Annotated in this window: 12 protein-coding genes; 6 read left to right on the forward strand and 6 right to left on the reverse strand. The window is 37.4% G+C overall.

The window, feature by feature from the left end:
* Positions 1–6: 6 nt before the first annotated feature.
* The 5 genes from HDC90_RS11890 (at position 7) to HDC90_RS11910 (ending at position 6,485) form a co-directional block, all read left to right on the forward strand.
* Positions 7–1,581, forward strand: coding sequence for a SusD/RagB family nutrient-binding outer membrane lipoprotein (locus HDC90_RS11890; RefSeq protein ID WP_184466602.1), 1,575 nt, complete (start codon positions 7–9; stop codon positions 1,579–1,581).
* 25 nt (positions 1,582–1,606) lie between these two features.
* The gene (locus tag HDC90_RS11895; RefSeq protein WP_184466604.1) at positions 1,607–3,196 is read left to right on the forward strand and encodes a DUF5689 domain-containing protein; all 1,590 of its coding nucleotides are present in this window, start codon (positions 1,607–1,609) and stop codon (positions 3,194–3,196) included.
* A gap of 71 nt (positions 3,197–3,267) precedes the next feature.
* Positions 3,268–4,677 (forward strand): calcineurin-like phosphoesterase family protein, encoded by a 1,410-nt coding sequence (locus tag HDC90_RS11900; protein ID WP_184466606.1) that lies wholly within the window; start codon positions 3,268–3,270, stop codon positions 4,675–4,677.
* Positions 4,678–4,862: 185 nt separating this feature from the next.
* A complete protein-coding gene (locus HDC90_RS11905) occupies positions 4,863–5,762 on the forward strand; it encodes a glycerophosphodiester phosphodiesterase family protein (protein ID WP_184466608.1) in 900 nt (299 codons plus the stop codon).
* A 27-nt stretch (positions 5,763–5,789) separates the two neighbouring features.
* The gene (locus HDC90_RS11910) at positions 5,790–6,485 is read left to right on the forward strand and encodes a GDSL-type esterase/lipase family protein (protein ID WP_184466610.1); all 696 of its coding nucleotides are present in this window, start codon (positions 5,790–5,792) and stop codon (positions 6,483–6,485) included.
* Between the two features lie 155 nt (positions 6,486–6,640).
* On the opposite strand, the gene bioD is transcribed toward HDC90_RS11910, so the two are convergent.
* The 4 genes from bioD to HDC90_RS11930 all read right to left on the reverse strand — a co-directional run bounded on the left by bioD (position 6,641) and on the right by HDC90_RS11930 (position 9,754).
* On the reverse strand, positions 6,641–7,249 hold the full coding sequence (bioD, locus tag HDC90_RS11915; protein WP_184466612.1) for a dethiobiotin synthase: 609 nt from the start codon (positions 7,247–7,249) through the stop codon (positions 6,641–6,643).
* On the reverse strand, positions 7,250–8,371 hold the full coding sequence (locus tag HDC90_RS11920) for a pyridoxal phosphate-dependent aminotransferase family protein (RefSeq protein ID WP_184466614.1): 1,122 nt from the start codon (positions 8,369–8,371) through the stop codon (positions 7,250–7,252).
* Positions 8,372–8,445: 74 nt separating this feature from the next.
* Positions 8,446–8,898, reverse strand: a complete 453-nt coding sequence (locus HDC90_RS11925; protein WP_184466616.1) for a hypothetical protein — start codon at positions 8,896–8,898, stop codon at positions 8,446–8,448.
* 79 nt (positions 8,899–8,977) lie between these two features.
* On the reverse strand, positions 8,978–9,754 hold the full coding sequence (locus HDC90_RS11930) for a LexA family transcriptional regulator (RefSeq protein WP_184466618.1): 777 nt from the start codon (positions 9,752–9,754) through the stop codon (positions 8,978–8,980).
* Positions 9,755–9,887: 133 nt separating this feature from the next.
* On the opposite strand from HDC90_RS11930, the gene HDC90_RS11935 reads away from it, so the two are divergent.
* A complete protein-coding gene (locus HDC90_RS11935; protein ID WP_184466619.1) occupies positions 9,888–10,238 on the forward strand; it encodes a GIY-YIG nuclease family protein in 351 nt (116 codons plus the stop codon).
* A gap of 190 nt (positions 10,239–10,428) precedes the next feature.
* On the opposite strand, the gene HDC90_RS11940 is transcribed toward HDC90_RS11935, so the two are convergent.
* Together HDC90_RS11940 and HDC90_RS11945 are read right to left on the reverse strand one after the other, a co-directional pair.
* Complete coding sequence (locus HDC90_RS11940) at positions 10,429–13,602, reverse strand: basic secretory protein-like protein (protein WP_184466621.1); 3,174 nt, start codon at positions 13,600–13,602, stop codon at positions 10,429–10,431.
* 174 nt (positions 13,603–13,776) lie between these two features.
* Complete coding sequence (locus HDC90_RS11945; RefSeq protein ID WP_184466623.1) at positions 13,777–16,227, reverse strand: transglycosylase domain-containing protein; 2,451 nt, start codon at positions 16,225–16,227, stop codon at positions 13,777–13,779.
* Between the last annotated feature and the right edge of the window lie 53 nt (positions 16,228–16,280).

Genomic DNA, 16,280 nt, shown 5'->3' on the forward strand with positions numbered 1-16,280 from the left:
TAAAACATGAAAAAGAATCTATATAAAATTATTGCAGCTCTGGTGGTGTCGGCAACTACACTTTCCTCATGTGATAAAAACTTTCAGGAAATTAACACTGATCCGATCAATATCCTATCAACCACGCCTGATAAATTATTGGCTCCGGCATTGGTGAACACACTGAGTGCCGGCATGAACCGTAACCGGAACTTTAACAATGAACTGATGCAGGTAACGGTTAATATCAGTGATGGCGACGGAACCGTATTCAGGTACGAATACAGAAGCACTTTCTCTGATTATTTATGGAATGCCTGGTATGTTCAGCTAACCAACTTTAAAGATATTTATAAATTGGCTGGTAAACCAGGCAGGGAAAACAAGTCATACCAGGGGATTTCATTGGTTTGCCAATCATGGGTTTATTCCATGTTATCAGACACTTATGGCGACATTCCCTATTTCCAGGCCAATCAGGGCAGTACAGGGGTTTTAGAGCCTGCTTTCGATAAACAGCAGGACATTTACCTCGATATGTTTAAAAAACTCGAAGAAGCCAATACGCTATTAAAAGCAGGGACTGCGATTACGCCATCAAGCGATCCGGTGTTTAAAGGTGATATTGCTAAATGGCGTAAGTTTTGTAATTCTCTATATTTAAGACTGTTGTTAAGGGTGTCTGGTAAATCAGAAGTTTCGGCACAGGCAATTGCCAAGATAAAGGAAATTGTGGATACCAATCCCGCCAACTATCCAATTATGGCTACCAACAATGAATCTGCCACTTTAAATTGGACGGGTTTAACCGGAACAGATCCTTTTGTTAATCCTTATGTAAATGGTGTAAGGGTTCAGGATTTTAGAGCGCCCGCGATAGGAAGCTTTTTTATTGATCACTTAAGAGACTGGGCTGATCCTCGGATAGATATTTCTACCGCTAATGGATACGCCAATAACGGGATCAACAGATTGGGCATTTCGCAAGGTAGTAGCGGTGGCTTTAAAGGTGTTCCTAGTGGTTACGAAATCGGGGCTGGCATTGTAAAAGAATCTTATTTTTATTCTTATGATCAAACCAGTTCTAATGTTGCAATAGGTGCAAGATCATTACAACAATCGCCACTTACAGGCATTTTGATGAATTATGCCGAACTTCAGTTTATTTTGGCTGAGGCTGCCTTAAAAGGATATATCAACGGTTCTGCCGAAAACTATTATAATACGGGAATTGCCGCTTCGATCAATTATTGGGTTCCTTCGTTCCCAACTTCTACTTCTTCATTGGTTTTTAAAGATTATATCATCAATGCCGATATAGATTGGAACAATACTTTATCTACCGATGGTAAAATGGAACAAATTCATATTCAAAAATACTATGCATTGTTTTTGGTTGATATGCAGCAATGGTTTGAATACCGCCGTACAGGTCACCCGATCCTTCCAAAAGGTGCCGGACTTAGAAATGGCGGGATAATGCCGGCCAGAATGGCTTATCCGGTTTATGTACAGTCTGCAAATCCTACAAACTACCAAAAAGCAATAGCTGCACAGGGAGCAGATGTAATTTCTACGCAAGTGTGGTGGCAAAGACCATAGTTAAAGAACCATTAAAATGATTAAAATGAAAAAGATAATATTGTATAGCATTGTTTTACTAGCTGTTCCATTATTATGGTCCGGTTGTAAAAAGTCAAATTACCCTGGCGGAACCATTAGCGCGTACATTCCACTGTTCGATTTAAGAAGTTTATACAAGGGATCAGATGTTACATTAAATATCGATAACATGTTCGGTTCTACGAGCATCAGTGCCGTAGTAGTATCCGATCATTCGGGTAAAAACCTACCAGCGGGCTTGCTTATTGTACAGGATAAACGCCGCTTAGGCGAACTTAGAGGGATCGCTATTCCAATAGGTGCTGATGCAGCAAAATATGTTCCCGGCGACTCTGTTACTATAAATGTAGAAGGAGGGGTTTTAAAAAGAATAGATGGAATTCTTCAGATCACTAATATACCTTCCAGTAAAATTGAGAAAAAGGCATCAAATGTTCCTATCCCACCTAACCGCGTACCTAGTAGCTTTATTTTGGCAAATCCGGAGAAATACGAAAGTACACTTGTGGTTATAGTTAAGGGTGGATTTGATCCACTTCCTCAGCCTACTGATGTTTTGCAAGGTGATAAAATGGTAAATGATGGATTTGATAATATTACCCTGCATACTGAGGTCAATGCTACTTTTGCGAATAAAACTTTACCCATCAGTGCCAACTTTTATGGCATTATTTTGAATACGGTAACTACTGACGGTCAATTAAAACCTCAGCACCGCCTGCGTACTGCATCTGATATTGCTGTACTAAGTTCTACAATCGAAATTCCTTCAGCAATTATTACCGGTTGGATTGCCGATCCTATGGGAACTGATGCCAATAATGAATATATCCAATTTTTGGCTACCAGAGATATTAATTTTACCACAACTCCATTTTCTGTAGTCTCTTCTAATAATGCTGGTGCTTCAACACCTCAAATTTACCCAACAAACGGCTGGGCTCTGGGTGATTTAAGAACTTATAAATTTAACCTCACGAGCGGGACGGTTTCCAAAGGGCAGTATTTTTATGTTGGAGGTGCAAATAAACTAATCAACAGTACTGGTTCTACCAGCATTGCTTCATCTAAGTGGATCAGATCATTTAATTATTCCACCACAAATGGAGATGGCTTTGGCACTAAAACAAGTAATTTGTTGGCCAATAGTGGTAATGCTTATGGTATAGCCATTTTTGAAGGAACTACAGTTGATGCATCTACCAAGCCGATTGATGTTGTCTTCGTATCCACTGGTGGACAACTTTATCAGGCTGGCCCGCCAGAAGTAGGTTTCCGTATTGCCAATACTGATTTTTACGATATTGTTAACCCAATTACACTGGCACAACAACCATTTTACCGAGCAGGAACAAATACCTTGAATTTTGCTTATCATCCAAATGCAGTAGCAGACCAAGGTTACTACTATAAATTGGGTGGTATATACAGCGTAACCTTAGGTAAATGGGTTAAGGCTCGTGCTGCAAATTACCTGCAGCTGAGTAAAACTTCTACTATTTCGGCAATAGAGCAGGATCACTTCATAAAATCTGTAGATGCTTCTGGGAATACGGTTAAAACAGATACTATAACAGTCACCAAAATTAAGTAGTAAAACTGACCACAAGGACAGCCTCAGGTTTTCTTTGTGGTTTAATACATCATCCCTTTGTTTCCATTAACATGAATAGAAGATCCTTTATACAAAAGTCAGCTTTATTGACCACAACCTTATTTGTTAGTTTAAAATCCTTTCCATCATCATTATTCTCTGTTGATGGTCTGGTGAGCGGAACGGTAACCAGCAAGGGAAAAGCCGTTGCTGGTGTGGTTATTTCTGATGGTTACAGCGTGGTGCAAACCAATAAAAACGGCAACTACGAAATTAAACTTCACGAATTGGCCCGTTTTGTTTGGATTAGCACGCCTTCGGGTTATGAATTTAAAACCGAAAGCAGCATTGCACGTCATTATTATAAACCAGATACTGCCGGAAAGTTAAATTTCGACTTAAAACCACTTAAACAAAGTGATGAGAAACACAACTTTATTATTTGGGCAGACCCTCAGGTGAAAAATAAAAAAGATGTAGCGCAAATGATGGAGACTTCGGTACCAGACACCCGAGAGGTAGTTAGAAAAATGGGGAAAACCCCTGTTCATGGTATCGGTGTAGGTGATTTAGTTTGGGATAATTTTGATCTTTTTCCTGCGTATGATGAAGCCATTGCTAAAATCGGGATTCCGTTTTTCCAGGCATTAGGAAACCATGATCAGGATTACAGGCAAGGTGGTGATGATACTTCTGACCGGACTTTTCAAGCGCATTATGGCCCAACTTATTATTCCTTTAACAGGGGTAAGGCACATTATGTAGTTTTAGATGATGTACGCTATTTAGGTGTAGAAAGAACATATGACGGTTACATTACCCCGACCCAGTTAGAATGGTTGGCTAAAGACCTCCAACTGGTGCCGAAAGACGCTTTGCTGATTATCTGCCTTCATATTCCGGTGCACAACTCCGTTAAAAATAAAGGTGATTTTTATGCCGTAATAAAAGATTTTAAAAATATTCATATCATGTCTGGCCATACACATTTTAATAAAAATGTAATCAAAAACGGCATCTACGAACATAACCATGGTACCGTTTGCGGTGGCTGGTGGACAGGCCCGATCTGCGAAGATGGCACGCCCCGTGGTTATGGCGTTTATGAAGTAGATGGAACCAATTTAAAATGGTACTACAAATCAACCGGAAGAGACCGTAAAGAGCAGCTTGATATTTATGTAGATACCTTAACCAATCAAAAAAGATTAATTGCCAATGTTTGGAATTACGACCCTGAATGGAAGGTCGAATATTTCCTCGATGGTAAACCAATGGGCATATTGGCACAACAAGATGGTTATGATCCTTTAGCCATTAAATTATACAAAGGTGATAAACTTCCAAACCCGAGGCCATTTGTAGAGCCAAGATCGACAGATCATTTGTTTATGGCACATTTCGAACCATCTGTTAAAAAGGTAAAGGTTGTTGCCACCGATCGCTTCGGAGAAAAATTTGAGGTGGAAATTAATGCGTAATTATCTTATATCTGTGTCGTGCTGTCGGATGTTACCATCCGACAAATGTTAATTCAAAAATATCAGTCCTACCAGATTTTACCATCTGGCTAAATCTTTAAAAGTCTCTATCTAAAATTAAATTTATAATACATTAACAGCGCCAGATGGCAACATCTGGCGCCACTATAAAATCCCTTCTAAATATGAAACTTAATACAACAGCAATTTTTATTTTCTTATCTGCATTTGCAGGTAAATCATTTAGCCAGGAAGTTAAATTTCCGGCATTCAGTGCAGAAGCACATCGTGGCGGGAGAGGACTTATGCCCGAAAATACTATTTTGGCCATGTTAAATGCCATGAAAATAGAAGGAATTACCACTTTGGAAATGGATACCCACATCTCTAAAGATGGCAAAGTAGTGGTAACACATGATGATTATCTGAGTCCTGCGTTTATGCTTACCCCAGAAGGAAAAGACATTCCTGCAACAGATGCCAAGAAATATCCGATTTTTGGAATGAACTACGCTGATATTAAACAGTTTGATTTGGGTACCAAATATTATGACTTATTTCCTCAGCAGAAGAAAGAAAAAACATATCTTCCGCTACTTTCCGATCTGATTGATGCCGTTCAGCACGATATTAAAACCAATAAACGCAAACAGTTTTTCTATAACATCGAAACTAAATGCAGCGAGAGTGGTGATGGTATTACCAATCCTAAACCCGATGTGTTTGTTAAGCTTTTAATGGATGTGATCATCAAGAAAAAAATTGCGGATTTTGTAGTGATCCAATCTTTCGATAAAAGGACCATCCAGATTATCCATGAAAAGTACCCAAAAATGAAAACTTCATTTTTGGTTGCCAACAAAAAAACATATGAAGAAAATATTGCCGATTTAGGTTTTAAGCCATTTATTTTAAGCCCGGTTTGGCAAATGGTAAACGAGGAACTGATTAAAAAAGCGCATGCAGACGGTGTAAAAATCATTCCTTGGACTGCCAATACCTTAGCTGATATCCAGAAATTAAAGACCTTAAATGTTGATGGTATTATTTCTGATTATCCTGATATTTTAGTTCAGGCAAAATAGTATTTTCGACTTTGTAAAAAATAGAAAATGAAAGCACTTTTAAATAAGTTACTCGTAATTGCTGTTGTATTTACCTTAAGTTTCACTGCAGCTTCGGCTCAGGTGGTTAAATGGGACAGCACCTACCGCCCGGGGAAATATGTTGAGCAGGTGGCTAAATTTAAAGCCGATCCAAAATCTAAAAAAGATATTGTTTTTTTAGGTAACAGCATTACTGCCGGAACAGATTGGGCTAAACTTTTAGATCTCCCACAAGCAAAAAACAGAGGGATTTCTGGTGATATTACTTTTGGCGTTTTAGAGCGTTTGCAAGATGTGATTGATGGTAAACCGGCAAAAGTATTTATCCTAATTGGCATAAACGATATCTCCAGGAATATTCCAGATAGTGTGATCTTAAGGAACTATAAAACAATGATTGCCAGAATTAGAAAAGGGTCGAAGAGAACAAAAATATATTTTAATACACTTTTGCCTGTAAATGCAGCCTTCGAAAAGTTTAAAAACCATTATGGTAAAGATGAACACATCCTTTGGTTAAATGATGAAATCAGAAAATTTAATGCTAAAAATGTAACCGTTATCGATCTGTATCCAAATTTTACCGATCAGGACAAACATTTAAAAGCAGAACTTACTAAAGACGGTTTACATCTTATTCCTGCCGGATACCAGGTTTGGGCCGATTTTCTTAAAAAGTCTGGCTATTTAACAGACCATTAATAGTTGCAGAAACCTTAGGTTTCTAAACCTGGTTGACGCGGTAGCTTCCGATTTTCTTCAAATCGGAACTACAAGCAAAAAACAGGACGAAACTTTAAAAGAAGTACGACAACTGCTTTCTAAAAAAAAGGACTTTAACTGGCTTATAGGCTTTGTTAAATAAAAAGATTTTGTCCGGCTGCCTCCACTATTTCTCTATCAATATTTTTTAAGCTAGGTACACTACCTAGCTTTTTTATTTTGGTATATTGAAGAATATATCTTTCAGTTTCCGTATTCTCATCGCCATTAAAAATGATTCCTTTAATAGGAATTTCGTACTGTTTAAGCAGGTTGACCGACAATAATGTATGGTTAATACTTCCTAAATAATTTTGTGAAACCAATATTACCTCAACCTCCAACTTTTTGATCAGATCAATAATCAGTTCTTTTTCGTTTAAAGGCACCATTAAACCGCCAGCCCCTTCAATAATTAAATTATTATTTGTTAAAGGTATACTGATTTTGTTGAGGTCGATCTCAATACCATCTAATCTCGCCGATAAATGCGGCGAAAGGGGTTGTGTTAATCTATAGCTTTCCGGGTGGATAACCGTTTGTGTGTTGCTAATTAAACTATCGATTGTGATACTATCGCTTGTATCTAAATCTCCCGATTGGATCGGCTTCCAATAATCGGCCTTTAATTTTTCTGTTAAAACGGCACTGATCAATGTTTTTCCAATACCTGTTCCAATACCCGTGATAAAATATTTAGTCATTTAATGTAATTCTTTAAGATGATTAGCCAACGAAATAATTTCTTCGTCGGTATTAAAGGCATGAAGGCAAATCCTGAGCCTTTCTTTACCTAGCGCAACCGTGGGGCTTAATATCGCCCGTACATCAAAACCTTTGCTTTGCAAGTTAGCAGCGGCAAATTTGGTTGCTTCGTTTGATGAAAACAAAATACCCTGAATAGTACTTTCGCTATCGAATGCATTAATGTTTTGCTCTTTTAATACTCTTCTAAACAACGCAATTTTCTGGTGAACGAGCTGATGATCAATTTTATTTAAGTATTGATATGCCGATCTAACTGCAACAATATTATGAATGGGAGCAGCTGTGGTGTAAATAAACGATCTTGCAAAATTAATAAGGTAATGCCGTAAGTTTTTGCTCCCTAAAACAATGGCGCCATGTACCCCAATGGCTTTTCCAAAAGTTACAATGCGCGCGAATACCCTATCAGTTAGGTTGAGCTGATTGATTAATCCTCGGCCATTTGTTCCAAAAACGCCTGTTGCGTGGGCTTCATCTACAATCATGTTGGCCTTGTAGCGCTCGCAAAGATTCAAAACCGCTATTAATGGCGCAATATCTCCATCCATAGAATAAACGCTTTCTACCACTACAAATATGTTTCCTTTTGCGAGTTTTAGTTTGGCTTCAAGATCGTTTATATCGTTATGAAGAAATTTATAACGTGTAGCATGGCTTAATCTACAGCCATCTATAATACTCGCGTGAATCAATTCGTCGGTGATAATAGTGTCGCCGCGTTGCGGTATGCTAGATAGTAGTCCAACATTGGCATCATAACCAGAGTTAAAGATTAATCCGCTTTCAGCCAGATGAAAATCAGCAATAAACTGTTCGGTTTCTTCAGTAAATTTGGTATTTCCGCTTAACAGTCTCGAACCACCAGCTCCATTCAGGTAATTGGGCAATGCTGCCAGGGTATCGTCGATCATTTTTTTTAATTCCCCAGATCTGGCGAAACCTAAATAATCATTAGAGCAAAAATCAAAAGGAGGGGTGTTTGTTGATAAATTCCTGATCGAAAGCTTATCTTTTCGTTCCCGAAGTCTGTCAATAATAAACTGTTCAATTTTGCTCATCGCTCAAAAGTAAAAAAAGCGTCCCGAATAATCGGAACGCTTTCAAAAATATAATTAATTACTGTTTGTACTATTTATCCTTGTGCGGGAGGATTAGAAACTACAGGCGCCTTGTCTTTTTTACCTCTGCCACCCATTCCTTTTCTCATTTTCTCTCCTTTTTCTTTGGCTTCGGCACGAAAGGCATCCATTTTAGTTTTTTGTTCAGCAGTTAAAATACCATCTATTTTAGCTTTTTGTTCATCAATAGCTGCTTTACGTTCTTTCATTTTGCCTTTTATATCACCTTGATCAGCAGATCTCCAATCCTCCATTTTTTTTGCGTTTTCCAATTCAATGGCGTAAATTTTGGTCTTTTGATCGGCAGTTAAGCTTAGCTGTTTCTCTAATCTTGCAGTTACCTTTTCTGCTCTTTGCTCTGCAGTCATTTTAGGCATTGCCCGTCTTACCCGTTTTGTAGTGTCTTGAGCAAATGCAGCGCTTAATCCCATTACTGCAATTGCTATTGTTAAAATTGCCTTTTTCATGTTATGTTTTTTTATGTGTTTGTTAAATCAATAGATACATAAAAACGTAAACAGTTTAATCGGCCCTTGTTAAAAATTGTTAATTTTTATTTAATTGAGAGATTGATTTCTGCATTTGCGCCATCATCTGCGTCAAGGTTTCCATTGTTGGGTCTGGTGCAGGTTCAGGTAACGAGGTAGATATATAGGCTTTGGCTTTCCAGATTTCGAGGATGTCATCGGCAGCAATTGTATAAGCATCATATACCTTATTATCTGATATCAGCTTCAGATCTTTATTCTCCCTGAAACGGTTACCTGCTCTTTTATATACTACACCTTCATTTTTACTAATCACAATGTACGTTTCGCCAGTTTTTACTTCATTCCAGTTATCGAGGTACTCACCAATAATTACACTCCCTGGTTGAACAGGCAACATACTATCGCCCATAATTTCAAAAGCCCTAAAGGTACCTTGTCTTAATGCAGCCAAGGGAAGTTGAAATTTGGGTAGGTCGCTAATATATTGAGGGTCTGAAAAACCGTTCAAATAACCGGCGCTTGCTTTAATCGGAACCAGTTCTATGTTCTCGCGATCATTCTGATCAACAGAAATACTCAGTACCCTAAGGTTAGATCCCTGGCTTTTTGGCTTAGGTTTCCAGCTGTCAGATATTTTCTCATTGATGAATTCATCGATGGTAAGATCAAAGTATTCGGCTATTTTTTTTAGCAAATCATATTTAGGTTCCGCCCGGTCTTCCTCGTAAGCCCCTATGAGCGATCTCTTGATTTCCATAATATCAGCGAAATTTTGCTGCGTATGGCCTTTTTTCTTCCTGAGGTACTTTAAATTATTTGAAATATTTGACATAAAAATAAATTTTAAAATAAATTTGGAATTACTAAAATAGTTAGTAGTTTTATGCTCATAAAGTTAGTAATATTATTTTGATTTGCAAGAGGATATACTAAATAGTTTAGTTTTAAGTTTTAAACATAAGATCATGAAAAAGTTTGTTTATATCGTTACCGACAGAAATCGTACAAGTATGCACGTGGGCATGAGCTCTGATTTAATGAAGACACTGGATTTCTACAAACAGATGCCAAACTTATTTTTTGATAATGGACAACAATTAACCCGCCTGGTTTATTTTGAAGAGTTTAAAACAGAAGCACAAGCTTTGGTTCGTTTTAAATCAATTAGCCGCTTTACACGCATGCAGAAAGAGCGTTTGGTAAGATCTTGTAATCCAGATTGGATTGATTTAACTATAGGCCTTGATTTCGAAAATATTCTTTTGCGTAAAAATACCTCCAATCAGGTTAAACTATCATTTACAAGTCTATCTTAATCGATTTTTAAGCCTTAATATTTGCATATTGAATTAGAAATCATGATTAATAAATATCTACCTATAAAAAATGCTTGAATGGTAGGGATCATCAGTGCCCAATCATTCAAGCAATCATTATTATTTAATTATTGATTTAATTCATAAGAGATTTATTTATTCGATCATTTAATTATCTCTCATTCATTTTTTACCATCCTGGCGCAAATGTTAAACCAAATACTCCAGTTTTAACATCTTTTCTTTGGAAAGGAATGGCATAGTAAGGTTCTAATACGAAATAACCAAAAACATTTACTCTTACCGATACACCAACACTCATTGCTGGTACACGTTCCGTTGTAGCTTGATAGGTAACTGGATTTCCTTTATCATCTTTAACTGGAACACCATTGTTATCTAATACAGGTTCTGTAGTATAAGTCGGCTCGCTTTTAAACTTTACTTTGGTGTCGTTTGTCCAGGCCAATCCTGCATCAAAGAATAAATTCAGATCTGAGAATAAAAACTTAGAAGGTATCGCAGCCAATTTTTTAGGACCTGTAAATGGTAAGCGGACTTCAAAGTTAAAAACGGCTATTTTACTTCCGGTTAACTGGTTTATATCAAAAGATTCTGATGATTGGGCGGAAGTACTTTTGTAAATGGAGTTTGATTCGTAACCTCTAATCAGATAAGGATAACCAAGATACATTGGATAAAGCCTGTCAGCATCGCTACCAATTCTTAAAGTGTTATAACTTCTTACTGCAAAGGTTACTGGTTTAGCTCTCCAATATTTACGAAGATCTGCAGTTACACCAGCAAAATTATAAGTACCAAAATATTTTTCGCCGCTCACACGGTATCTGAAACCATCAAGTGGGCCAGTAAGGCCAAAGATTGAGTTGTCGCCTATAAAACCAGCATTTAATTGATACAAAGTAAAAGAATTAAAAGGAATGCCGTAATCTTGAGAAGCAACATCGTTAGAAATTCTGCTTTTGTCTGAACCTATGTAATTACCAGCCGAATTGTAATAATTGCTATATCTATCAACTCTGTAACTATAGTGCGAAAATGAACCGCCCAACTCAAAACGGTGTATTTTACTAAATGGGTAAGCTCCAAAAACCTGAAGCTGATCTTCGAAAGTTCTAATAATGTCTGTTCTGTCTGCCAAGGCTTTAATAGAGGTATTATCTCCTGTAGGGACATTTTCATAGCCGTAAGATCTAAAACCAGATACATATGGGATGTGCGAAACGGCAGCGCCCCAATTTATTCTGCTTTTCTGATTAATGTAACCCACTAATCCACCGGCATCGTAAATCTCACCGTTTACAGAAATATTTGCTATAATCTGATTAGTTCCTAAAATATCGCTAAACATCCCTACAATACCTCCAGAAACACCCGTTCCGAAGCGGCTGGTAGAAACACCAACACCACTATTGGCTAAATAATCTAGTCTGAATTTTGGCCTGTAAGGCACCGTTTTCATCGAATCGGCTGTTGTTTTTTCGAAACGGTCAAAATTATTTAAGTTAGAATTAATGATGTTTACACCAATGTTTTCCATTGGAGGAAGGATAGCGGCATCAAAATTCTCTTCCTGGTTGCCTATTCGTTTCGCCTTAAAGCTACTTAACTTAGCATTATACAAGGTGTAACGCTGGTAGCGATAATAGCTGTAGACAATATCATCAGTTGTAGAGACCGAAATTGCAGGCGAAAATTCAGTAATCCCACTAATTCCTGTAAAATAATCGGTCAATTGATCAACCGTATTATCTGCTAAATTGTATTTGTATAAATTTCTAAATCCATCTCTGTTCGAGAGGAAATAGATGTTTTGACTATTCGAAGAGAATTGTGCATTTAGGTTATTCGCTCCCGGAAAAACATCTAAATTACTCACTGTTTTAGATGCAATATCGTAAACGGCAAGGTTTATTGGCAAAACAGCATTAACTACGTTGGCCTGGATTGCTGCTCTATCTGATGAAAACACCAGTTTTTTACCATCAGGCGAGTAACTCGGTGCATAATCAGAATATACGTCGTTAGTAATTTGGGTAACTGTTTTAGTGTCTAAATTGTAAGAGAAGATATCACTCTGTCCTTCAACCATCCCCGAGAAAGCAATATCTTTTCCATTTGGCGCCCAGGTTAAATTACCAAACTGCTGCACCTGATCCATCGCTGTTTGAGAAACTGTAGTTCCGTTTGAAACATTGATAATCATCATCTGGTTTTTACCGTGACTGAAGATACTAAAGGCAAATTGTTTACTATCTGGCGACCATGCACCAGCTGACTCTATAAAGTTGAAATCATCAATGTGCCCATTAGAGATCTGACTGCTCAGCTTTCGGATAATTCTTCCGGTTTTAGCATCTGCAAGAAATAAATCTATGCCAAAAAGATCTTTTTCAGACATAAAGGCTAAATATTTCCCATCTGGACTAAGGGCAGGGGCAACGTTCATATTACCTGCGTTTTTATTGTCGATGATTTTTGTGCCCGTAATTTTAATCTGCGAACTATCTGCTTTTAACATTGGCTTATAGTGCGCATCGATAGAATTTTTCCATAAGCCCGATAATGTTTTATCGTCATAGCCGAAAGTATACCTAATGGCATTTTCGTAACCGTATTTTGCAGTATTCTTAAATAATGGAACAATGGTAGTATCGCCGTATTGAGAACCTATGTAAGTCCAAAAGGCCTGGCCATAACGGTAAGGGAAATATTTATTTGAGTTGGTTAAATCTTTAAGTGAGGGGATATCACGGTTCAACATTGCATCGCGCATCCACATGGAAGTAAATGCATCCTTTTTCCCTATTGACAGGTACTCGGCCATACCTTCAACCATCCACAATGGTGTTTGGCCCACGTTTTCTAAACTAATCGAATCTTTTTCGAGCAAAAGGTGATATTGAAAAGCATGGACAAGCTCGTGGCCTAAAACGTGTCTTGTTTGACTGTTCAGTTCCATAACAGGCATAATCACCCTGTTTTTTAGTGCCTCGGTAACCCCACCGGTACCAATTCCAATTTCACCGTTAAGTACCGTTGTTTGCTGGAAATCGGGATGGTTATTATATAGAATGATAGGATTTTTCTTTAAAAAAGTATCTCTAAAAACTTCCTGATGCATTTTGTACCAGGTTTCGGCATCTTGCGAAAAACGTTTTAAAAGTTTCTCGTTTTTGATGTAGTAGTAAATCTCAAAATGGGGTGTTTGCAAAACCTTAAAGTCGAGTTTTTTATACCTTACCTTGTTTTGTCCGAAGTATTGAGCCTGAACTGAAGAAGAAAGAATAAGCAGGAGCAATAAAGAAGAATATCGCTTTAATAAAGTAGAGCCTATTTTCATATGTGTGGTTTTAGTAATAAAGTTCAATAATTTACGAAAATGAAATTTTAAGAGATCTGGAAAATAAAAATAGTAATTGTTTAAAACAGTATTAAAATTTTAACATTTTTTAAACGTTTTTCTACTAAAAATCATAGATAGGTGATAAATCAGGCTTATTTACTGCAATAAAAACTATGGCTGATTATTTTCGTTCTTTTTCCTTTCTTTTTCTTCCTGGCGCTGTTTTCTTCTCAATTCCCTTTCTTCCTTTTTGGTTAAAGGGACAGTCGCTGCTGGGGAATTTTGTACAGGTTCAGTTTTATTTTCTTCCTTTTTTACTTCGGGTTCAACAGTTACAGGAATAACTGTTTCTGGTGTTTCAGGTACAGCAAAATCTGTAGAATCTACCGCTAAACTATCCGTTGATGTGGTATCTCTAATAATCCGTGGGCTAGGGCAGTTGTAGGTTCTCGTAATATTAACAGTTGCTTTTGGAAACGGGCCATAAGTATAACCTGAGCTTGGATCTAGGTATACCTTTTCCATAAACTTAGCAAAAATAGGCAGAGCTGTTCTCGAGCCTTCTCCTTGTTCACCATTTTTAAAGTGTGCAGTTCTTTCATCGCAACCTACCCAAACACCAGTTACCAAGTCTTTGGTTAATCCCATGTACCAGGCATCTACATAATCTGAAGAAGTACCTGTTTTACCACCAATTTGATTGTTTTTTCTAAACAGATCTGGCCATTCCCATAATGCCTGCGATGTACCTTCTGGCTCTTCCATACCGCCACGGAACATGTAGGTCATTAACCAGGCAATTTCTTCTGTTAAAACCCTTTTGGTTTTAGGCTTAAACTCATCAATTACATTGTTATCCTGATCGGTAATTTTCTCTACCAAAATGGGATCTGTTTTAATCCCCTTATTCATAAAAGTAGCGTAGGCTTTAACCATTTCGTAAACGGTAACATCGTTTGAGCCTAAACTTACTGATGGTACAGATTCTAGATGGCTATCAATTCCGCACTCATGTGCATATTTTACTACATTATCCCAGCCTACCTTTTCTGTTACCTGGGCAGTAATGGTATTTACCGATTTTGCCATTGCCCACCTTAAGCTCATTTCCCTGTACGAAACACTGTAATCGGCATTTTTTGGCTCCCAATATTTCGTTTGACCTTTATCCTGATAAGCAATTTTAACCGGTTTATCGGTAAATTTATCGCAAGGGCTCATACCTTGTTCTAAAGCTGTTAAATAGGCAAATGGTTTAAAAGTAGAACCTGCCTGACGTTTAGATTGATTAACGTGATCGTATTTGAAAAATTTATGGTCTATACCACCAACCCAAACTTTAATTTTACCACTTGCTGGTTCCATGGTCATCATTCCGGTGTTCATGATTTTTCCATAATAACGGATCGAATCTAAAGTAGAGAATAAAGTATCTCGATCGCCTTTATAAGTGAAAATCTGCATTCTTTTCTTTTTATTAAAATAAGCAGTAACAGAATCTGGATTATTAGGGAATTTCTTTTGCAAAAGCGCATAAATTGGTAAATTTTTCATCGCTCTATCTGGATAATCAACCTTTTGCTTTTCAGAATCGTACCAGGGATCTTCGTTGCCCCACACGCTATAAAACCTGCGCTGCAAGATCCTCATCTGATCAGCAACTGCATCCTCAGCATATTTTTGAAGTTTAGAATCGATAGTCGTGTAAATCTTTAATCCATCTTCATAAAGGTCGTAACCATTATCAGTGCACCATTTCTCTAAATATTTTGCCACAGCAGCCCTTAAATAAGAGTCTCCATCGCTACCATCCTGCATTTTACCCTCTTTTAGTTTAATAGGCTCTTTTGATAATTCAGTTAAACTATCTTTGCTCAGATACTTGTACTTGTTCATCTGTGCAAGCACTACATTTCTTCTTTCTAAAGCTTTTGCAGGATTTTTGGTTGGATTATATAATGTTGTTCCTTTTAGCATACCCACAAGCATGGCTGCATCTGTAGTGGCCAGATCTTTAGCTTCCTTATCAAAGTAAATCCGGCTTGCTGTTTTTATACCATAGGTATTGTTACCGAAAGAAACGGTATTCAGGTACATGGTGATAATATCGTTTTTAGAATAGTTTGATTCTAGCTTCACAGCAGTCATCCATTCTTTTAATTTTACAATTAAGGTTCTTACTAATGGTATTTTGATCAACAGTCCCTGCGATTTATTATAACGCGTACGGTAAAGGTTTTTTGCCAATTGTTGTGTAATGGTACTTGCACCCCCATCTTTTCCTAAACCAACAACTGCACGGCCAACCGCTTGCACATCAATACCCCAGTGTTTGTAGAAACGAACATCTTCGGTAGCAACCAAAGCTTGCACTACACTTGGTGCAATTTCATCATAATTTACAGGTGTTCTATTTTCTTTAAAGTACCTGCCAATCAGTTTTCCATCGGCAGTGTAAAGCTCTGAACCCACCCGAAGAGTGGGTGCTTTGATGTCTCGAACACTCGGTGAATAGCCAAATAACCACAAAAAGTTTAGCTGAAGGGCAGAAAAGAAAATTATTATAAAAAATAAAACTATTATCGAATAACGTAAGTACTTGTTTTTTATCTCTTTAAACATACTGAATAGGATGATCTTTAGGTAAAGGCTGTGGCGTTAAATATAAAAAACTC

The sequence above is a fragment of the Pedobacter sp. AK013 genome, from assembly GCF_014205835.1.
Lineage (GTDB): Bacteria > Bacteroidota > Bacteroidia > Sphingobacteriales > Sphingobacteriaceae > Pedobacter.